The sequence below is a fragment of the Streptomyces sp. NK08204 genome (assembly GCF_020400585.1).
GTDB lineage: Bacteria > Actinomycetota > Actinomycetes > Streptomycetales > Streptomycetaceae > Streptomyces.
The window spans coordinates 63,356-81,337 of the sequence record NZ_JAINVF010000016.1; the positions used below are offsets into that span (position 1 = coordinate 63,356).

A 17,982-nucleotide genomic window follows, 5' to 3' on the forward strand; every position below is an offset into this window, starting at 1 on the left:
CCCGCGCCGACTGCCGGATGCGGGCGGGACGCCGCCGTGCAGGGGTGCTGTCGGCTGCGCCGCAGGGCGGGACGGTTCACGAGTGCGCTTGCCCGGCGAGTCTCGATGCCGAGTTCGTCCCGGATACGGAGCCGGTGTTCGTCCAGGCCGACCAGCTAGTTCACGGCTTGGCTCACAGCGTCGTGCACTTCAGACGTCGGGACCCAGCATCCCCGGTGTTTCTTGACGAGGGAGCCACGCAGGCCCATGGACAGCTTCAGCTCGACGATGTGGAGGGTGCCGTCCCCGCGGATCCGAGGGATGTCCATTTCGTCTCCCGGAACCAGGCGGCGCCGTACCGCCTGGCTTGCGAACTGGCCGCCGAGGATCCAGTGCTGACCGTCCAGGGCGCGTTGCAGGTCCGATTCGTTCGCTCGGGATCCTCCACCACCTTGCACAGTGCCTTGAGGTCGTGCCTGCGCCGCTGGACCTCTGCGGCTCGCAGCAGCAGCCGACCCTCGTTGTCCGCCGCCAGGACCGCCAGGACCGCCAGGGAGCCGGGGGACATCACGATGCGGCGGGCAGCTTGCTCCGGGTCTTCCAGGCCGACCCGCTCGAGGACGACCTGCTCGAGCCATGCGGCGACCTCGGCACTGCCACGAAGGATCCGGTACCGTCCCGGCCGCTCTGCGACTGTTGCAGATACGCGCGTCGCCGCCGACAGCCCCCACATGGGCGAGCAGCTCGCTCGGGCTCGACTCAGGATGCTGATTCAGGTAGTCGTTGCCGAGTTGCGCGAAGAACTTCAGAATCGCGGAGAGCGACCTTGCAAGATAGTCCTGGTGAGAGCTCAACGACGCTGTCGGTCGCTGAAACAGCCGGTATCGCTCCTCGAACTCGGGCCGCAGGATCCGCCCTTCGGCATAGTCCAGTGAGTCCTGCACCAGTCGCACGACCTGCCACTCATCCGCAGTCGCCGCCGTGGACCGTACGTGCTGCAGCAGGCCGATGAGCAGTTTCCCGTCCCTGCGGTTACGGCTGCGCCCACCGGTCATGTGCATGCACGCTGCTTCGAGCGCGTCCTTGACCCGGGGATCCACGACATGCTCCGCGAGGCACTCCAGCTGCAGTTGCAGCGCAAAATCAGACCTCACATCCACGGCGTGGATTGTGATGTGCGGCACTGACAATGGGGCAGGCGCATGTAAGCGCGGTCGTGGCCGCGGATCGCAGGCATCGCCATGCTGCGGTCCCAGCCGGCCGTGTTCGGACCGGTCACCTCCGACCCGGCCGCCTCGTCTCCGACCCAAGTCATTGTCGAATGACTTCACTTCCGCGGCCCTAGCGAGAATATTGTGCCCCGAGTTACGGTCTGGACCGTAGGGCTCTTCGTCCATAGAAATGCGAAAAATCTCAACGGGGGTATTATGTCCGGAATAACCGGTGCGGAAGACCTGTATTCGGCTATAGAGGAGTCGGCCGAGCTGTTGGGCGTGGACTGCTCGCGCGACAAGGTCTGGCCTGTCCTGACGGCGTACGAAGACGCGCTCGCGGATGCTGTGATCGCTTTCAGGGCGGGGACCGGTACGCGCCACGCGGGGGATCTCGACTGCCGCTTCACGATGGCCCCGGGTGAAATCGACCCGTACAAGCAGGCTCTGTCGACGGGCTTGCTGACGGACACCGACCACCCCGTCGGTGTCCTGCTCTCGGACATCGAGGAACGGTGTCCTGTCGGGGCCTACGCCATTGACTTCGGGGTCGTGGGCGGCTTCAAGAAGACCTGGCTGTTCTTCTCTCCGGAGAATATGCAGGAGCTGTCGAAGCTTGCCGAGATTCCGTCCATGCCGCGCAGCCTGGCCGAGAATCTCGACACCTTCGCCCGTCACGGCCTGGACGGCGAGGTGAGCCTGATCGGAATCGATTACCGGCACCGAACGGTGAACCTGTACTTCAGCAAGCCGCCCGCTGAATGTTTCGAGCAGAAGACCATCCTGTCGATGCACAGCGAAATGGGTCTCCCGGATCCGACCCAGCAGCTGCTGGAGTTCGGCCAGGAGGCATTCGGAATCTATGCGACCTTGAGCTGGGATTCCCCGAAGGTCGAGCGGATGTGCTACGCCAGAATGACCCAGGACCTGACGGAACTTCCCATTCCGGTCGACTTCGAAATTGAGAAGTTCTCGAAAAAGGTGCCGTGTGCCGATGGCGAACGCAGGTTCGTCTACGCCATCGCCGCGTCTTCCAAGGGCGAATACCACAAGGTCCAGTCGTACTACCGGTGGCGGCCTCAGATGCTGAAGCAGATGCTGATCGACCCCGCTGCCGGCTGACGTACTCCGGGCGAGCCCGAACTGACCGCGCAGGCCGGCGGTCCTCCGTCGCTGCCGGTTCGGGCGAGGCGACGCATCCCGCCCCGCCCGGCCGGCGGCCCTGTCCGGCGTCCGCCCTGGCGTAGTGGCCGTTCGAGCGCTTCCCGGGCATCCGCCGCTGGACGAACTCCGCGGCCGACGCCCGGTAGGTCGGCCATGCGGCCGATTCGGTGCACCAAGGGCCCCGTCGGGCCGGGAGCGGGGCCGGCCGCAGCGGGCCGACTGGTGCGAGGACGTCCGCAAGGGCAGGCGGAATCCCGGCCAGGTGTGCCCTCGGGTCAGCCGGGCAGCGTCGCCGGGCTGCCGCCGTTCGCCTCGTAACCGGCCACGGCCAGCGCGCGGTAGAGCGCGAACTCGGCGGCCGGGTCGGCGGACAGGGTCCAGGGGAGCGCGCCGACGTGACCGTCGACGTGTATCAGCTCGCGCATGGCCTCCGTCCAGCTCTCGGCCCGTACCAGGAAGAAGACCAGCAGATGGCGCACGTGCGCGAGCATCGGGTCGTCGGGGCGGGCGGCGTGCACCGCGTGCAGTGCGCCGTGGATCGCCCTGGTGACGACCTCGCTCTGGTAGAAGCCCGCGACCAGGTTGACCTCGGGAAGGTGCTCGAACACCGCGAACAGCGGCAGCGCGGCGAGCAGCGAGCCCTGCGGTGCACGGGCCGCCGCGCTCTCGGCGAAGGAGTACGCCAGCTCACGTGAGCCGTGCCACTTCTCGCACCAGTAGTGCAGCGCCGCCAGATGCGCACCCATGTGGTTCGGCGCGCGGTCGAGGATCTTCAGCCACAGCTGCTCGAACTCCGGCCGGGGGTAGGCGAGGGCACGGGCGACGGACAGCTCGACGATGTACGGAACCGGGTCGCCGGGGGCCAGCAGCGCCGCCTGGCCGCACGCCTCCCGGGCCTCCTCCATGATGATCCGGAAGTCCTCCGTGCCGGGTCGTGACGTCCGCCAGGCCTGCTGCACCAGGAACTCGGCGTGCACGGCCGCGCCGCCCGCGTCCCTGGGCTGCTCGACCCGCCACACCCTGAGCCACTGGCCCCCCGGCGTCTCGTGCACCCCGCCCGGCCGCTGCTGCAGCTCCAGGGCCGCGGCACCGGCGAAGGCCTGCACGCGCTGCCAGCGCAGCTCCCCTTCGCTCTCCGTACCGGCCAGCAGCTGGGCCGCCGCGCGGTAGTCATGCGTGCGCTCCACCAGTTCCAGGACGTCCAGCAGGTCCTGGTCCGGGCCGGGCATGCGCACGTCCAGCTCCTCCTGGCGCAGGAAGCCGTAGTCGGCCGGGTCGGCGGCATCGGGGTGATCGGGCGTGACCTGCTCGATCAGCCCGCGCCTGCGCCGGATGACCGGAAGCAGCACGAAACTCAGCATGAGCAGCGCCATCAGCAGCCAGAGAATCACCATGCCTCAAGCGAACCAGACGCCGCCGACAAATGGCCAACCCCCCTCCTGGCGCCTGTGGAAAACTTCCGGCCGGCTCATGACAGGCATATGCGGCCGCCTCCGCACGGCCCGGACGAGACCCTCATCCGTACGTCATCATCCGGCCAGGCGCACTACGCTCGGTGCAATGAGCGACACTCATGACAGCCAGCACTTCGAGACCCTCGCGATCCATGCGGGCAACACCGCGGATCCCCTCACCGGCGCGGTCGTCCCGCCCATCTACCAGGTCTCGACCTACAAGCAGGACGGCGTCGGCGGGCTGCGCGGCGGCTACGAGTACAGCCGCAGCGCCAACCCGACCCGCACCGCCCTGGAGGAGAACCTCGCCGCGCTGGAGGGCGGCAGGCGCGGGCTCGCGTTCGCGTCCGGCCTGGCGGCCGAGGACACCCTGCTGCGGACGCTGCTCACTCCCGGCGACCACGTGGTGATCCCCAACGACGCCTACGGCGGCACCTTCCGCCTCTTCGCCAAGGTCGTCAGCCGGTGGGGCGTGGAGTGGTCCGTGGCCGACACCAGCGACCCGGCCTCCTTGCGCGCCGCGATCACCCCGAAGACCAAGGCCGTATGGGTGGAGACCCCCTCCAACCCGCTGCTCGGCATCACCGACATCGCCGCCGTCGCTCAGATCGCCCATGAAGCGGGGGCCAAGCTCGTCGTCGACAACACCTTCGCGACTCCCTACCTCCAGCAGCCGCTGGCGCTCGGCGCCGACGTCGTCGTGCACTCCCTGACCAAGTACATGGGCGGCCACTCGGACGTGGTCGGCGGTGCGCTGATCGTCTCCGACCAGGCGCTGGGCGAGGAACTGGCCTATCACCAGAACGCGATGGGCGCCGTCGCCGGCCCCTTCGACTCCTGGCTGGTGCTGCGCGGCACCAAGACCCTCGCCGTGCGCATGGACCGGCACAGCGAGAACGCCACGAAGATCGCCGACATGCTGACCCGGCACCCGCGCGTGACGCGCGTCCTCTACCCGGGCCTGCCGGACCACCCCGGCCACGAGGTCGCCGCCAAGCAGATGAAGGCGTTCGGCGGCATGGTGTCCTTCCGGGTCGAGGGCGGCGAAGAGGCCGCCGTCGAGGTGTGCAACCGTGCCAAGGTGTTCACCCTCGGCGAGTCGCTGGGCGGTGTCGAGTCCCTCATCGAGCACCCGGGCCGCATGACGCACGCCTCCGCCGCCGGCTCCGCCCTGGAGGTCCCCGCCGACCTGGTGCGCCTGTCCGTGGGCATCGAGAACGTCGACGATCTGCTGGAGGACCTCCAGCAGGCCCTGGGCTAGCAGAACTGGCCGGCGGGCCCCCGGCTGGCAGAACCTGGCCGGCGGGCCCTGCGCCGGCCTGACCCGGTCCGGTGGGCGCAGGGCCCGCCGGCCCGTCACCAGCTGGTGACGACCGGCGTCGTCTGCGAGGGCCGCTCCGCCCACGGGCGCGCGTTCGCCGCCCACACGGCGAACACCACCACGGCGGCGCACAGCAGCAGCCACAGCGACCAGCCAGCCAGCCGTCGGCGCCGCAGCAGACGGGTGCCGCGGCGCACCACCTCCGCGTACAGATCAGGCGGCACCGGCGGTGGCGTCCGCTCCATGAGCCGCCGTGCGGCGGCCTCCCGCTCGGTCCGGTTCACCGGGCCCTCCCCGTGTGCCGTGGGCTCATGACGGCGCGACCTTCCTGCCCACCGCGCGCGGTGCGGGCGGCCGTACGGGATGCAGCAGCGTGGCGGTCGCGCGGTCGCAGACGGTGTGCACACGCTCCACGGTCAGTCCCAGCAGAGCCGCCGCCTGGTCCGCGGCGACGCCCTCGTACAGCCGCAGCACCACGATGAGCCGCTCCAGGGGGTCGAGGACGGCGAGCGGGCCGCCCGGGTGCGGGCGGGCACGGCCGAAGGCGCCGTACTGCTGCCACATTCCGCGCGCGAAGCGCGTGGCCAGGTACCGGCGGGCGCAGTCGTAGGGGTCCTCGCCGCGCAGCCGGTCCCAGCGGGCGTACGTGTGGGCGAGAGCCAGCGCCAGCAGGCGCCGCGCGCGCGGGTTGTCGTCCGGCGCCTCCCCGGTGAGCAGCGTGGCGGCATGCAGCAGCCGCCCTGCCGCGCCCGCGACGAACGCCTCGAACTCCCGGGCCCGACGGGCCCCACGCAATGCCTGCCGATCACGCACCGCGCCTCCCCCTCGACGGGGCCCTGCCCGGTACCGGCCAGGCGGACCGCGCACGACGCAGGACCTGGTCTCATATGAGGCCAGCCGCGGCCCCGGGTCAAGGGTCCGGGCCCCGCCGCATCCGCGGAAGCGGGCCGCGGGGGCTTCAGGAAGCCGGCGTCCGCTCCGCCGGCGGCAGGCCCTGCACCGCTGTCCGCGCGGAGAGCGCGTTGTTGAAGCGCGTCAGGAGCGTGCAGAACTGCTCGCGCTCCTCCGGCAACCAGTCGTGCGTCAGCTCGGCCATCAACTGGCGCCTGGAAGAGCGCACTTCCTCAAGCCGGGACAGGCCGCGCGGCGACAGCTGAAGAACCACCGCGCGTCCGTCTTCCGGGTGCGAGGTGCGCTTGACGAGCCCTGTGTCGACCAGGGGAGCCACCTGCCGGGTGACCGTGGAGGAGTCGATGCCCATGCTCGCGGCGAGTGCCTTGACGCCCATCGGGCCTTCGTCGTCGAGGCGGTTGAGCAGCAGGTACGCGGCGCGGTCCATGGAGGTGCGCACCTGTCCGACACCGCCGAGCCGGGTCTGTTCGGCACGGCGCGCAAACACCGCCACCTCGTGCTGGAGGGTGTCGAGGAGACCGGTGTCACCGACGGTCGTCATGTCCATCGACATGTCAGGTGTTGTGGGCATGGCCGGAGGCTCGCTTCATGAAGGAAGGTGCTGGGTTGGGGGACAGGTTACGCGGCTCGGGGCCGGGCCGTACCGGCGCTGCGCGAACCGGTCTCGGAGGATGGTCGGTACCGCCGTCCGTCACCGTGAACTGCGAGACTTGAGTCATGAGCTACGGCACCGCTGACTCCTTGCGTTCCGTCACCCTGGACGACGTGCTCGGAGCCCAGAAGATGCTCTCGGGCGTCGCACGGGTGACGGCGATGGAGGGCAGCCGGTACCTGTCCCAGCTGGTCGGCGCGCCGGTCCACCTCAAGTGCGAGAACCTCCAGCGGACAGGGTCGTTCAAGCTCCGCGGCGCCTACGTGCGCATCGCCGGGCTGCTGCCGGAGGAGCGGGCGGCCGGCGTGGTGGCCGCGAGCGCCGGGAACCACGCGCAGGGCGTGGCGCTCGCCTCCTCGTTGCTGGGCGTGCACGCCACGGTGTTCATGCCGAAGGGCGCTCCGTTGCCGAAGATCAGCGCCACCCGGGACTACGGCGCCGAAGTGCGCCTGTACGGCCAGGTGGTGGACGAGACGCTGGCCGCCGCGCAGGAGTACGCGTTCGAGACCGGTGCGGTGTTCATCCACCCCTTCGACCACCCGGACGTCATCGCCGGCCAGGGCACGGTCGGCCTGGAGATCCTGGAACAGTGCCCGCAGGTGCGCACGATCGTCGTCGGTATCGGCGGCGGCGGCCTGGCGGCCGGTGTCGCGGTCGCGGTGAAGTCGCTCAGGCCGGACGTCAGGATCGTCGGCGTACAGGCGGAGAGCGCGGCGGCGTACCCGCCCTCACTCACGGCCGGGCACCCGGTGTCGGTGGAGAACCCGACGACGATGGCCGACGGCATCAAGGTGGGGCGGCCGGGCGTGGTGCCGTTCGGGATCATCAGCGAGCTGGTCGACGAGGTGCGCACGGTCAGCGAGGACCAGCTGTCGGCCGCGCTGCTGCTGTGCCTGGAGCGGGCCAAGCTGGTGGTCGAGCCGGCCGGTGCGAGCCCGGTCGCGGCGCTGCTCGACGAGCCCGGCGCCTTCGCCGGACCGGTCGTCGCCGTGTTGTCCGGCGGCAACGTCGACCCGGTGCTGCTCCAGCGGGTGCTGCGGCACGGCATGGCCGCGCAGGGCCGGTACCTGGCCGTTCGACTCCGCCTGACGGACCGGCCCGGTGCCCTCGCCACGCTCCTCGGGGTGCTGTCCGCGGCGGACGCCAACGTCCTCGACGTGAGCCACGTACGGACCGACCCGCGGCTCGGGCTCACGGAGGCAGAGGTGGAGCTGCACCTCGAGACCAAGGGGCCGGCGCACTGCGCGGAGCTCGGCCAGGCGCTGCGTGCGGCCGGTTACACGGTCATCGACTGAGGCTGTCCGTCCGACCATCCCGGGCTGTCACCCGTTCGAGGAAATCCATTGAGAAACGCGATATATCGCGTTAGTGTGTGTCGTGTCGCGCTTCCGGTCGCCTGCCGACCGACCGGAAAAGCAGGGGCGGAGGCCGGCGCGCGAACCTAGCCTGTCCTTTTCCTGAATGAATCCCCGACGACGTGGAGGCCCATATGCCAGGCGCCATCTATGCCGAAGGCCTGGTGAAGACCTTCGGTGACGTAAGGGCACTGGACGGCGTCGACCTCGATGTTCCCGAGGGAACCGTCCTCGGCCTGCTCGGACCGAACGGCGCCGGCAAGACGACGACCGTCCGCTGCCTGACGACGCTGCTGCGCCCCGACAGCGGCAAGGCGGTCGTCGCGGGCGTGGACGTGCTCAAGCACCCCGACGCCGTGCGTCGCTCCATCGGCCTGTCCGGCCAGTTCGCCGCGGTCGACGAATACCTGACCGGCCGGGAGAACCTGCAGATGGTCGGGCAGCTGTACCAGATGAGGTCCAGGGCGGCCAAGGCGCGCGCGGCCGAGCTGCTGGAGCGGTTCAACCTCGCGGACGCCGCCGACCGCCCCGCCAAGACCTACTCCGGAGGCATGCGCCGCAGGCTCGACCTCGCCGCCGCCCTCGTGGTCTCGCCGCCCGTGATGTTCATGGACGAGCCGACGACCGGCCTCGACCCCCGCAACCGGCAGCAGTTGTGGGAGGTCATCCAGGAACTCGTCTCCGGTGGCACCACGCTGCTGCTCACCACGCAGTACCTGGAAGAGGCCGACCACCTCGCCCACGAGATCGCGGTGGTCGACCACGGCCGCGTCATCGCCAAGGGCACCTCCGATCAGCTCAAGGCTCGCACCGGCGGCGAGCGCGTCGAGGTCGTGGTGCACGAGAGCGAGCGCATACCGACAGCCGCCCAGGTGCTGCGCGGCTTCGGCAAGGGCGAGGTCACGGTGGAGGAGCACACCCGCAAGCTGACCGTCCCCGTCTCCGGTGGCGCCAAGCTGCTCGCGGAGGTCATCCGGGAGCTGGACTCCCGTGGGATCGAGATAGACGACATCGGACTGCGTCGTCCCACCCTCGACGACGTCTTCCTGTCCCTGACCGGACACGTGGCCGAGGCGAAGGACGAGGACAACGGCAAGGAGGCCGTCAAATGAGTGCCGTCACCGACGCCGTGCGCGTCACACTGCCCGCGAATCCCCTGGGGCAGTCGTTCCGGGACTCGATGGTGATCGCGAAACGCAATCTGATCCGCATGTCCCGGATTCCTGAAATGATCGTCTACGGGCTCATCCAGCCCATCATGTTCGTGGTGCTGTTCACCTACGTCTTCGGCGGTTCCATGCGGATCGGTGGCAGCAGCAGCGCCGCCGACTACAAGAACTTCCTCATCGCCGGCGTCTTCGCACAGACCGTCACCTTCGCGACCGCCAGCTCCGGCGCGGGCATCGCCGACGACATGCACAAGGGCCTCATAGACCGCTTCCGCTCCCTGCCGATGGCGCGTGGCGCGGTGCTGACCGGGCGCACGTTCGCCGATCTCGTGCAGACGGCCCTGACCCTGGTCGTGCTCGCCGTGGTCGCCCTGCTGGTGGGCTGGCGCGTCGGCTCCGACGGCGACACGAACGCCGGCAAGGTCCTCGCCGCCTTCGGTCTGCTGCTCCTCCTCGGCTACGCGTTCACCTGGATCGGCGCCCTGATCGGCATGTCCGTGCGCACCCCCGAGGCGGCCACGTCCAGCGGACTGATCTGGCTGTTCCCGGTCACGTTCATCTCGAACGCCTTCGTGGACACCGGGCACATGACCCCGTGGCTGCGGCACATCGCCGAGTGGAACCCCTTCTCCGCCACCGCGCAGGCCTGCCGGGTGCTCTTCGCCAACCCGGGCCAGTCCACGTCGCACGCCTGGCCCATGGAGCACCCGATCTGGGCGTCGCTGATCTACTCGGTCCTGATCATCGCGATATTCCGCAGCCTCGCGGTGCGCAAGTACCGCTCGGCCACGGCCTGAGCGAGGATCTCCCGGCACGCCGATGCCCCCGGCGTCCGATGGCGGACGCCGGGGGCATCGGCGCAGATCAGGGGGCTGGGATCAGCCCGAGTAGGGCTCGGCCTTCAGGATCCTCACCGAAGCCTTCTTGCCGTTGGGCAGCTCGTACTCCGCGTCCTCGCCGACCTTGTGGCCGATGACGCCGGACCCGAGCGGGGACTGCGGCGAGTAGGTCTCGATGTCGGCGCTCGCGTACTCGCGGGAGGCGAGCAGGAACGTCAGCGTGTCGTCCTCGTCACCGTCGAAGGCGATCGTCACGACCATGCCGGGCGCCACGGCGCCGTCCGCCGAGTCAGGGGCCTCGCCGACCTTCGCGCTTTCGAGGAGCTGGGTCAGCTGCCGCACACGCAGCTCCTGCTTGCCCTGCTCCTCCTTGGCCGCGTGGTACCCGCCGTTCTCGCGCAGGTCGCCCTCCTCGCGCGCCGCCGCGATCTTGGCGGCGATCTCGGTGCGCGCAGGACCAGTAAGGTACTCAAGCTCGTCCTTGAGCTTGTTGTACGCCTCCTGGGTCAGCCAGGTGACGTTCTCGCTGGTCTGGGTCACAGGGTGCTCCTCGTCGGTACTGGGAATACAAAGCATCGCCCTACCCAGAAGAATGTTCCCTCTGGGGTGGGCGAAACCACGAGCCTAACAATTCACAAGCGGAAGGGGGAGGACATAAGCCATAAGAATCGCATCAGTGCAGGTCGAGGCGGTTCTTATTCCGGGCGACATCGGTCATGTCGGCCGCGGTGCCCCAGGAGGATCAGCCGGCGTGGCAGCCGAGCAGCTCGGCCGTCGTGCCCGGGCCCGTCGTGCGGAGCGTGACGACCTTGTCGATGCGTGTGGCCGATCCGGTGAAGCGGAAGTCCGCCCGGCCCACCTCGGAGCCGTCGGCCGCCTGGGAGCGCAGCGTGCAGTAGCCGGAGACCCCCGCGTCCTTGTGGACCTCGAGATGGATCCTGACCGCGTCCCGGGACGCCTGGAACGTGATCACCTGGGCGCTGATCTTGTTCTGCGTGACGTAGTGGTACCCGAAGTAGCCGACGAGGGCGATCAGGGCCGCGCCGAACACTGCTCCGGCGACCTTGAGCCTGCGGTCGGAGCGCTCGTCCGAGGAACGGCCGTAGCGCCCCTCGGGCAGCCGGGTGCTCGCCGTACTCATGATCGTCCTCTCGGCAGGGACGGGACGGATGTCCCGAAAGGGGCCCCGAAGCCGGAGCCCGGAATTATTCGCCCCCCGATTCGGTCACTATAGAAGCCGCCGATCGCACCCGGAGCCACGGGGGCGCCGAGTTACCGAGGATTGAGTCTTGACTGACCAGCTGCGACTGATGGCCGTGCACGCCCACCCCGACGACGAGTCGAGCAAGGGCGCGGCCACCATGGCGAAGTACGTGTCCGAGGGGGTGGACGTGCTGGTGGTGACCTGCACCGGCGGAGAGCGTGGGTCCATCCTCAATCCGAAGCTGCAGGGCGACACGTACATCGAGGAGCACATCCACGAGGTACGCAAGAGGGAGATGGACGAGGCCCGCGAGATCCTGGGCATCAAGCAGGAGTGGCTCGGCTTCGTCGACTCAGGCCTGCCCGAGGGCGACCCGCTGCCGCCGCTGCCCGACGGCTGCTTCGCCCTGGAGGACGTCGACAAGGCGGCCGGAGAGCTGGTTCGCAAGATCCGCTCCTTCCGCCCGCAGGTGATCACCACCTACGACGAGAACGGCGGGTACCCGCACCCCGACCACATCATGACCCACAAGATCAGCATGGTGGCGTTCGAGGGTGCGGCGGACACCGAGAAGTACCCCGAGTCCGAGTTCGGCCCGGCCTACCAGCCGCTCAAGCTCTACTACAACCAGGGCTTCAACCGCCCCCGCACCGAGGCGCTGCACAACGCCATGCTGGAGCGCGGCCTGGAGTCGCCCTACGGGGAGTGGCTCAAGCGCTGGAAGGAGATCCAGCGCGTCGAGCGCACGCTGACCACGCACATTCCGTGCGCGGACTTCTTCGAGATCCGCGACAAAGCGCTGATCGCCCACGCCACGCAGATCGACCCCGACGGCGGCTGGTTCAAGGTACCGATGGAGCTCCAGAAGGAGGTCTGGCCGACGGAGGAGTACGAGCTGGCTAAGTCCCTCGTCGACACCTCCCTCCCCGAGGACGACCTCTTCGCAGGCATCCGCGACAATGCCTGACATGACTGCAAGCCTGGCACTGACGCATCTCGTCCCCCTCGCCAAGGAGGTGGACGAGAACAAGGTCACCCCCGGCGTCCTCGGTTTCATCGTCTTCGCGGTGATGGCCCTGGCGGTGTGGGGCCTGATGAAGTCGATGAACAAGCACATGCACAAGGTCGACTTCGAGCAGGCCCCGGAGGCCGGAGCCGACGCCGGGACCGGCAAGAAGGCCACGCCCAAGGCCCAGCGGAGCTGAGCCGCCGGGCCGGTGCCCCGGTCGGCACGGCGACCCCCTGAGCTTGCGCGCCCGGCGGCTCGGCACCGTGCCGAGCCGCCGGACCTGCAGCCCGCCTCCAGCTGTACGCCCCGCTTCAGCGGCAGGGCGTACGTGGTCACGCACTCCTGCGGCTTCTCGTCCCGCAGCGGTGCGCGCGGCGCCCCGCCGGCCCGGCCGGATCGGCTCCTGCTGTGTGAACGCCGCACCGGGCCGGCATCTGGCAGCCGACCCGCCCTCCGCATACGGGGTGCTCTTCTGCGGCGGCGGGAGGGGGCGGGGTGGCGATCATGGGGCTGGTGGGGACATGGTGCCGAATTCGCAGTCCTGCGCGCCGTGCGTCGTCAGCCTTCGCCGGGACAACGCCAGGTATGCACAGACGCCGGCCAGGGTCGCCTCCGCGACCGCGCAGGCCAGGGCCTGAGCGAGGGCGGTTCCTGCCTGTGCCGTCGTTATGTCGAACCATGCGTCCAGCACCGCCGCCGACGCGGTCGCGGAGGCGGTGAGGCGGGCGCGGGGATCGCCGCGCAGACCCAGCAGGGCCGTCCCCGCGCAGCCCGCCGCCATCAGGACGTCCAGGCCGATCCAGGCCAGGGACCAGTGCCGTACCTCCGTGTCGCCCGGGAGGGTCAGGGCGAGCACCACCGTCCACGGCACGAGCAGCACGGCCCCCGCTCCGAGCAGGATCAGCGTCCACCTCTTCCTCCTCGTCATCGCCGGCGTCGTCACCGTCCCCGCCTTCAGCGTCATCCCCGTCACCATCGCCATCCCCATCACCGTCCCCGTTCAGCCGTCCGGTGGCCGTCTGCCGGCACGTCCGCCTCGTCCCGCTCCCGAACACTTCCCACGGTAGATCGCCGAGAAAGCTCTGCAAATAAAATTCGGCATACGTCAGGGATGGGTCAGGGTCCGCTCAGGGTTCTCGGGGTTACCGTGGCCGCATGAGCGACGGCATGCCCGAGATGACCAGCCTTGAGCGCACCGCGCTCTACAAGTCCCTCGGCAACCCCCTGCGCCGCCGGATCCTCGACTACCTCGGCCGGCACGGCGAGGCGAACTCGACGGTCCTCGCTCGCGAACTCGGCGAAAGCTCCGGCACCACCAGCTATCACCTGCGCAAACTCGCCGAGCAGCGACTCATCGAGGAGATCCCGGAGAAGTCCGGCGGACGCGAGCGCTGGTGGCGGGCGCTGCCGTTCAGTCACACCACACCCGACCCGGCCAGGATGTCCCCCGAGGAGTACGCCGCCGTCGCGCAACTCGCCCACCTGAAGATCGAGGCCGACACCGCTCTCTTCCGCCGCGCCCACCAGGAGTACCGCGGCCCCGAGGGCTGGGCCCAGGTGCAGCGCAGCGGCACCTGGCTGACCAGGGAGGAACTGCTCGCGTTCATGCGCGAGTACCACGCCCTGCTCAACCGCTACGGCCACCCGCGCGAGGAGGCACCCGAGGGCGCACGCCCGGTGTCGATGCGTTTCTACGCCGTTCCGGAGCCCGTGGGAGAGTGGAACGGTGAACCGACTGGCCCATGAGACGTCCCCGTATCTGCTCCAGCACGCCGACAACCCCGTCGACTGGTGGCCCTGGTCGGCCGAGGCCTTCGACGAGGCACGCAAGGCCGGCAAACCCGTTCTGCTGAGCGTCGGTTACTCCAGCTGCCACTGGTGTCATGTCATGGCCCACGAGTCCTTCGAGGACCAGGACACCGCCGACTATCTCAACGAGCACTTCGTCAGCATCAAGGTCGACCGCGAGGAGCGCCCCGACGTCGACGCCGTCTACATGGAAGCCGTCCAGGCGGCCACCGGGCACGGTGGCTGGCCCATGACCGTCTTTCTCACGCCGGACGCCGAGCCCTTCTACTTCGGCACCTACTTCCCGCCGGAGCCCCGCCACGGCAGCCCCTCCTTCCGGCAGGTGCTGGAGGGCGTCCGGCAGGCCTGGACCGACCGGCGGGAGGAGGTCGGGGAGGTCGCCGGGAAGATCGTGCGGGACCTGGCCGGCCGGGAGATCGGCTATCAGGCCGCCGAGGTCCCCGGGGAGCAGGAACTGGCGCAGGCGCTGCTCGGGCTCACCCGTGAGTACGACCCGCAGCGCGGCGGGTTCGGCGGCGCGCCGAAGTTCCCGCCGTCGATGGTGCTGGAGTTCCTGCTGCGGCATCATGCGCGGACCGGCGCCGAGGGCGCGTTGCAGATGGCCCAGGACACGTGTGAGCGGATGGCCCGCGGCGGGATCTACGACCAGCTCGGGGGCGGGTTCGCCCGTTACTCCGTGGACCGGGACTGGATCGTGCCGCACTTCGAGAAGATGCTCTACGACAACGCCCTGCTGTGCCGGGTGTACGCGCACCTGTGGCGGGCCACCGGGTCGGATCTCGCGCGCCGGGTCGCGCTGGAGACGGCCGACTTCATGGTCTGTGAACTGCGCACGTCAGAGGGCGGCTTCGCCTCCGCGCTGGACGCGGACAGCGACGACGGCAGCGGCCGGCACGCCGAGGGCGCGTACTACGTGTGGACCCCCGAGCAGTTCCGTGAGGTCCTCGGGGACGATGCCGAAACCGCCGCGCAGTACTTCGGGCTGACCGAGGAAGGAACCTTTGAACACGGCCGGTCCGTGCTCCAGCTCCCGCAGAACGAAGGGGTGTTCGACGCCGACAAGGTCGCGGAGATCAAGCTGCGCCTGTTGGAGCGGCGTGCCGAGCGGCCCGCGCCCGGCCGGGACGACAAGGTCGTCGCCGCCTGGAACGGGCTCGCGATCGCGGCGCTCGCCGAGACCGGCGCCTACTTCGGCCGGCCGGACCTCGTCGAGGCCGCGGTCGGCGCCGCCGATCTGCTCGTACGGGTGCATCTCGACGAGCAGGGACGGCTCGCCCGGACCAGCCGGGACGGCCGCGTGGGGCCCAACGCGGGAGTGCTGGAGGACTACGCCGACGTCGCCGAGGGCTTCCTGGCGCTCGCCTCTGTGACGGGGGAGGGCGTCTGGCTGGACTTCGCCGGGCTCCTCCTCGACCATGTGCTCACGCGCTTCGTCGACCCCGGGAACGGGGCGCTGTACGACACCGCCTCCGACGCCGAGCGGCTCATCCGCCGCCCCCAGGACCCCACCGACAGCGCCACGCCCTCCGGCTGGACGGCCGCGGCCGGTGCCCTGCTGGGCTACGCGGCGCACACCGGGTCGGAGCCTCATCGGGGCGCCGCCGAGCGGGCGTTGGGCGTCGTCAAGGCGCTCGGGCCGCGCGTGCCCCGGTTCATCGGCTGGGGGCTTGCCGTCGCGGAGGCGCTGCTGGACGGGCCGAGGGAGGTCGCGATCGTCGGGCCGTCCCTCGCCGACGACAGGACGGCCGCCCTGCACCGCACGGCACTGCTGGCCACCGCCCCGGGTGCCGTCGTCGCCGTCGGCGCTCCGGACAGCGGCGAGTTCCCCCTTCTTGCCGACCGGCCCCTCGTGGGCGGCGAACCTGCCGCGTACGTCTGCCGTGACTTCACGTGCGACGCCCCGACCACCGATCCGGTGCGGCTGCGCCACGCGCTGGGTGCCGGAATCGGCTAGGGGCTCGGCCGAGGCTCGGCCGAGTCCGGCTCCTCGCAGCACGGGGGTGACGTCAGCTGCCGTAGCCGAGGATCAGCAGGACCAGCAGGACCTGGGCGCTCCACTGGAGCACCACGGTCCAGGCCCGCGCGCCGGTCCAGCGACGCCGTGGCCAGACCAGGGCCGCGAGACCGGCGACGACGGCCGTGACGAGACTGCCGTGGACGAGTGCCCCCGGAATCCGGGGGCACTCGTTGTACTCGGCGCAGCGAGTGCCCTGGTAGGTGGACAGGGCGGCGATGGCCGCCGCGAGCACGCTCGGCAGGAGCAGGGCCAGGCCCCAGGCCGACCACCGGGTGAGGGTGCGGCCGGGAGCCGGTGGCCGCACAGGGTTCACTGTCGTCGTCATGCCCCCAGCCAACCGCGCCGGGCGTGCCCGGACGACCGGCTCCGGTACTCAACCGTTCTGGGTACGCATGCTCAACGCCCGCTCCACGACCGCCTCCAGCTGTTCGTGGTGCGCGCCCTTCCAGTAGGCCCGACCGCACTGCGTGCACCGGGCGAAGACGTCGTAGGTGCGCTGGGTGCCGTCCTTGAGCTGGTCGGCGAGCTCTTCCTTGGTGGCCTCGCGCAGCAGGCCGTTGCAGGCCGTGCAGCGGGTCCAGGGACGGAGTTCGGGGGCGAACCGGTCCAGGACGTCCTGGAGCTGGTCGTCGGGGCGGGTGCTGTAGACATAGGCGCCGGCCCACAGTTCACGGCGGCGCAGCAGGCCCCGGTCGCGGCTGAGCATGACGCGCCGCTCGGCCGCCGAGCGGGCGGCCAGGGCCGCGTCGCCGATGTCGGTCGACTCGTAGGCCGTGTCCACGCCGAGCAGGCGAAGCCGGCGGGCCAGAGTGCCGAGGTGGACGTCGAGGAGGAAGCGGAGCGGGGCGCCCGGGACCTGCTGGGGGCGTTCGACCGCCCGGACCGACACCCGCTCCCCGGCCCGCGGGATGTGCGCCGTGCGCACCTCGCGGCCGTCGACGACCAGCGCGCCGACCTCGGTGAGCGGGATGCCGAGGGATTCGATGACGTGGCCGAGCGTGGAGACGCCGTCCGTGATGAGGGCCGTGGCGCCGCCGCGACGGGCGGGGGGCACGAACACGTTGAGTCCAGGGGCCACTTCGACGTGGATCTCGGTTCCGTTCACCCCGTCAGGATGGCACGGGCGGTCATGCGTGCTGGTAGGCGACCAGCGAGATGCCGACGTAGTGGACGACGAAGGCGGCGAGCGTCAAGGAGTGGAAGACCTCGTGGAAGCCGAACCAGCGCGGTGACGGGTTCGGCCGCTTGATGCCGTAGATCACTCCGCCGGCGCTGTAGAGCAGGCCGCCGACGATCACCAGGACCAGGACGGCGATACCGCCGGTGCGCATGAAGTCGGGCAGGAAGAAGACGGCCGCCCAGCCCATCGCGATGTAACAGGGCGTGTAGAGCCAGCGCGGGGCGCCCACCCAGAAGACACGGAAGACTATGCCGGCCGCTGCGGCGCCCCAGATGCCCCACAGCAGCCACTGGCCCTTGGCGCCCGGCAGGAGCAGCAGGGTGAGCGGGGTGTAGGTGCCCGCGATGATCAGGAAGATGTTGGCGTGGTCGAGGCGGCGCAGGATGCCGTCCATGCGGGGACTCCAGTTGCCCCGGTGGTACAGCGCGCTGACGCCGAACAGCAGGCACGCGGTCAGGACGTAGATGCCGCAGGCGATCCGGCCCCGCGCCGAGTCGGCGAGGGCGGTGAGCACCAGGCCCGCGATGAGTACGGCCGGGAACATACCGAGGTGCAACCAGCCGCGGAGCCGGGGCTTGACCTGGCGCGGCAGGGAGGCCACGACCGGGACGGGCTCAGCGGGAGCGGTGGTGGCGGCGGGGACGGGCGCGGTCATGGGCGGCATCGTACCTACGTCACCGTAAGTCGGATGTCAGAGGCCTGCGGTG

The 17,982-nt window shown here is 70.1% G+C and carries 19 protein-coding genes; 9 read left to right on the forward strand and 10 right to left on the reverse strand.

Annotation, left to right across the window (positions count from 1 at the left end; translation table 11 throughout):
• Positions 1-1,406 precede the first annotated feature (1,406 nt).
• On the forward strand, positions 1,407-2,312 hold the full coding sequence (locus K7G59_RS23040; RefSeq protein ID WP_225837201.1) for an aromatic prenyltransferase: 906 nt from the start codon (positions 1,407-1,409) through the stop codon (positions 2,310-2,312).
• A 317-nt stretch (positions 2,313-2,629) separates the two neighbouring features.
• Here the strand turns inward: K7G59_RS23040 and K7G59_RS23045 are convergent, their stop codons facing one another.
• The gene (locus K7G59_RS23045; RefSeq protein ID WP_225837203.1) at positions 2,630-3,748 is read right to left on the reverse strand and encodes a hypothetical protein; all 1,119 of its coding nucleotides are present in this window, start codon (positions 3,746-3,748) and stop codon (positions 2,630-2,632) included.
• Between the two features lie 166 nt (positions 3,749-3,914).
• Between K7G59_RS23045 and K7G59_RS23050 the strand changes: the two genes are divergently transcribed.
• Entirely contained in the window at positions 3,915-5,069 is a 1,155-nt protein-coding gene (locus K7G59_RS23050) for a cystathionine gamma-synthase (protein WP_225837205.1), read from the forward strand.
• 95 nt (positions 5,070-5,164) lie between these two features.
• On the opposite strand, the gene K7G59_RS23055 is transcribed toward K7G59_RS23050, so the two are convergent.
• The 3 genes from K7G59_RS23055 to K7G59_RS23065 all read right to left on the reverse strand — a co-directional run bounded on the left by K7G59_RS23055 (position 5,165) and on the right by K7G59_RS23065 (position 6,594).
• Complete coding sequence (locus K7G59_RS23055; protein ID WP_225837208.1) at positions 5,165-5,413, reverse strand: hypothetical protein; 249 nt, start codon at positions 5,411-5,413, stop codon at positions 5,165-5,167.
• A gap of 25 nt (positions 5,414-5,438) precedes the next feature.
• Positions 5,439-5,942, reverse strand: coding sequence for a sigma factor-like helix-turn-helix DNA-binding protein (locus K7G59_RS23060; protein WP_225837210.1), 504 nt, complete (start codon positions 5,940-5,942; stop codon positions 5,439-5,441).
• 145 nt (positions 5,943-6,087) lie between these two features.
• Complete coding sequence (locus K7G59_RS23065; RefSeq protein ID WP_374114265.1) at positions 6,088-6,594, reverse strand: MarR family winged helix-turn-helix transcriptional regulator; 507 nt, start codon at positions 6,592-6,594, stop codon at positions 6,088-6,090.
• Positions 6,595-6,758: 164 nt separating this feature from the next.
• On the opposite strand from K7G59_RS23065, the gene ilvA reads away from it, so the two are divergent.
• From ilvA to K7G59_RS23080, 3 genes are all read left to right on the forward strand, one after another.
• Positions 6,759-7,988, forward strand: a complete 1,230-nt coding sequence (ilvA, locus tag K7G59_RS23070) for a threonine ammonia-lyase (RefSeq protein ID WP_225837214.1) — start codon at positions 6,759-6,761, stop codon at positions 7,986-7,988.
• Positions 7,989-8,182: 194 nt separating this feature from the next.
• Positions 8,183-9,160 (forward strand): ATP-binding cassette domain-containing protein, encoded by a 978-nt coding sequence (locus K7G59_RS23075; protein WP_225837216.1) that lies wholly within the window; start codon positions 8,183-8,185, stop codon positions 9,158-9,160.
• Positions 9,157-10,014 (forward strand): ABC transporter permease, encoded by an 858-nt coding sequence (locus K7G59_RS23080; protein WP_225837217.1) that lies wholly within the window; start codon positions 9,157-9,159, stop codon positions 10,012-10,014. The genes K7G59_RS23075 and K7G59_RS23080 overlap by 4 nt, the downstream gene beginning before the upstream one ends.
• An 81-nt stretch (positions 10,015-10,095) precedes the next feature.
• Here K7G59_RS23080 and greA read toward each other — a convergent pair whose 3' ends face one another.
• Together greA and K7G59_RS23090 are read right to left on the reverse strand one after the other, a co-directional pair.
• The gene (gene greA / locus K7G59_RS23085) at positions 10,096-10,596 is read right to left on the reverse strand and encodes a transcription elongation factor GreA (RefSeq protein WP_225837218.1); all 501 of its coding nucleotides are present in this window, start codon (positions 10,594-10,596) and stop codon (positions 10,096-10,098) included.
• A gap of 202 nt (positions 10,597-10,798) precedes the next feature.
• On the reverse strand, positions 10,799-11,197 hold the full coding sequence (locus K7G59_RS23090; RefSeq protein ID WP_225837219.1) for a DUF4307 domain-containing protein: 399 nt from the start codon (positions 11,195-11,197) through the stop codon (positions 10,799-10,801).
• Between the two features lie 148 nt (positions 11,198-11,345).
• On the opposite strand from K7G59_RS23090, the gene mca reads away from it, so the two are divergent.
• A complete protein-coding gene (gene mca / locus K7G59_RS23095) occupies positions 11,346-12,227 on the forward strand; it encodes a mycothiol conjugate amidase Mca (protein ID WP_225837220.1) in 882 nt (293 codons plus the stop codon).
• A complete protein-coding gene (locus K7G59_RS23100; RefSeq protein WP_225837221.1) occupies positions 12,220-12,465 on the forward strand; it encodes a hypothetical protein in 246 nt (81 codons plus the stop codon). The genes mca and K7G59_RS23100 overlap by 8 nt, the downstream gene beginning before the upstream one ends.
• Before the next feature lie 306 nt (positions 12,466-12,771).
• Here the strand turns inward: K7G59_RS23100 and K7G59_RS23105 are convergent, their stop codons facing one another.
• Positions 12,772-13,251, reverse strand: a complete 480-nt coding sequence (locus K7G59_RS23105; RefSeq protein WP_225837222.1) for a hypothetical protein — start codon at positions 13,249-13,251, stop codon at positions 12,772-12,774.
• A gap of 173 nt (positions 13,252-13,424) precedes the next feature.
• Between K7G59_RS23105 and K7G59_RS23110 the strand changes: the two genes are divergently transcribed.
• Together K7G59_RS23110 and K7G59_RS23115 are read left to right on the forward strand one after the other, a co-directional pair.
• Positions 13,425-14,015 carry a helix-turn-helix domain-containing protein gene (locus K7G59_RS23110; protein WP_225837223.1) on the forward strand — a complete coding sequence of 197 codons (591 nt, stop codon included), beginning with the start codon at positions 13,425-13,427 and terminating at the stop codon, positions 14,013-14,015.
• Positions 13,996-16,032: a thioredoxin domain-containing protein gene (locus tag K7G59_RS23115; RefSeq protein ID WP_225837225.1), complete on the forward strand. Its 2,037-nt coding sequence runs from the start codon at positions 13,996-13,998 to the stop codon at positions 16,030-16,032. The genes K7G59_RS23110 and K7G59_RS23115 overlap by 20 nt, the downstream gene beginning before the upstream one ends.
• Positions 16,033-16,084: 52 nt before the next feature.
• On the opposite strand, the gene K7G59_RS23120 is transcribed toward K7G59_RS23115, so the two are convergent.
• From K7G59_RS23120 to K7G59_RS23130, 3 genes are read right to left on the reverse strand one after another with little or no spacing between them, the layout of a single operon-like run.
• Positions 16,085-16,420, reverse strand: coding sequence for a hypothetical protein (locus K7G59_RS23120; protein ID WP_225837227.1), 336 nt, complete (start codon positions 16,418-16,420; stop codon positions 16,085-16,087).
• Between the two features lie 48 nt (positions 16,421-16,468).
• Positions 16,469-17,200, reverse strand: coding sequence for a Mut7-C ubiquitin/RNAse domain-containing protein (locus tag K7G59_RS23125; protein ID WP_225837230.1), 732 nt, complete (start codon positions 17,198-17,200; stop codon positions 16,469-16,471).
• Between the two features lie 22 nt (positions 17,201-17,222).
• Positions 17,223-17,930: a hemolysin III family protein gene (locus K7G59_RS23130; protein WP_225837232.1), complete on the reverse strand. Its 708-nt coding sequence runs from the start codon at positions 17,928-17,930 to the stop codon at positions 17,223-17,225.
• Positions 17,931-17,982: the final 52 nt, after the last annotated feature.

Bases quoted from the DNA above. Each gene is read 5' to 3' on its own strand.
- K7G59_RS23040 (WP_225837201.1), top strand. From the start codon at position 1,407: ATGTCCGGAATAACCGGTGCGGAAGACCTGTATTCGGCTATAGAGGAG.
- K7G59_RS23045 (WP_225837203.1), bottom strand. From the start codon at position 3,748: ATGGTGATTCTCTGGCTGCTGATGGCGCTGCTCATGCTGAGTTTCGTG.
- K7G59_RS23050 (WP_225837205.1), top strand. From the start codon at position 3,915: ATGAGCGACACTCATGACAGCCAGCACTTCGAGACCCTCGCGATCCAT.
- K7G59_RS23065 (WP_374114265.1), bottom strand. From the start codon at position 6,594: ATGTCGATGGACATGACGACCGTCGGTGACACCGGTCTCCTCGACACC.
- ilvA (WP_225837214.1), top strand. From the start codon at position 6,759: ATGAGCTACGGCACCGCTGACTCCTTGCGTTCCGTCACCCTGGACGAC.
- K7G59_RS23075 (WP_225837216.1), top strand. From the start codon at position 8,183: ATGCCAGGCGCCATCTATGCCGAAGGCCTGGTGAAGACCTTCGGTGAC.
- K7G59_RS23080 (WP_225837217.1), top strand. From the start codon at position 9,157: ATGAGTGCCGTCACCGACGCCGTGCGCGTCACACTGCCCGCGAATCCC.
- K7G59_RS23090 (WP_225837219.1), bottom strand. From the start codon at position 11,197: ATGAGTACGGCGAGCACCCGGCTGCCCGAGGGGCGCTACGGCCGTTCC.
- K7G59_RS23100 (WP_225837221.1), top strand. From the start codon at position 12,220: ATGCCTGACATGACTGCAAGCCTGGCACTGACGCATCTCGTCCCCCTC.
- K7G59_RS23105 (WP_225837222.1), bottom strand. From the start codon at position 13,251: ATGGCGATGGTGACGGGGATGACGCTGAAGGCGGGGACGGTGACGACG.
- K7G59_RS23110 (WP_225837223.1), top strand. From the start codon at position 13,425: ATGAGCGACGGCATGCCCGAGATGACCAGCCTTGAGCGCACCGCGCTC.
- K7G59_RS23120 (WP_225837227.1), bottom strand. From the start codon at position 16,420: ATGACGACGACAGTGAACCCTGTGCGGCCACCGGCTCCCGGCCGCACC.
- K7G59_RS23130 (WP_225837232.1), bottom strand. From the start codon at position 17,930: ATGACCGCGCCCGTCCCCGCCGCCACCACCGCTCCCGCTGAGCCCGTC.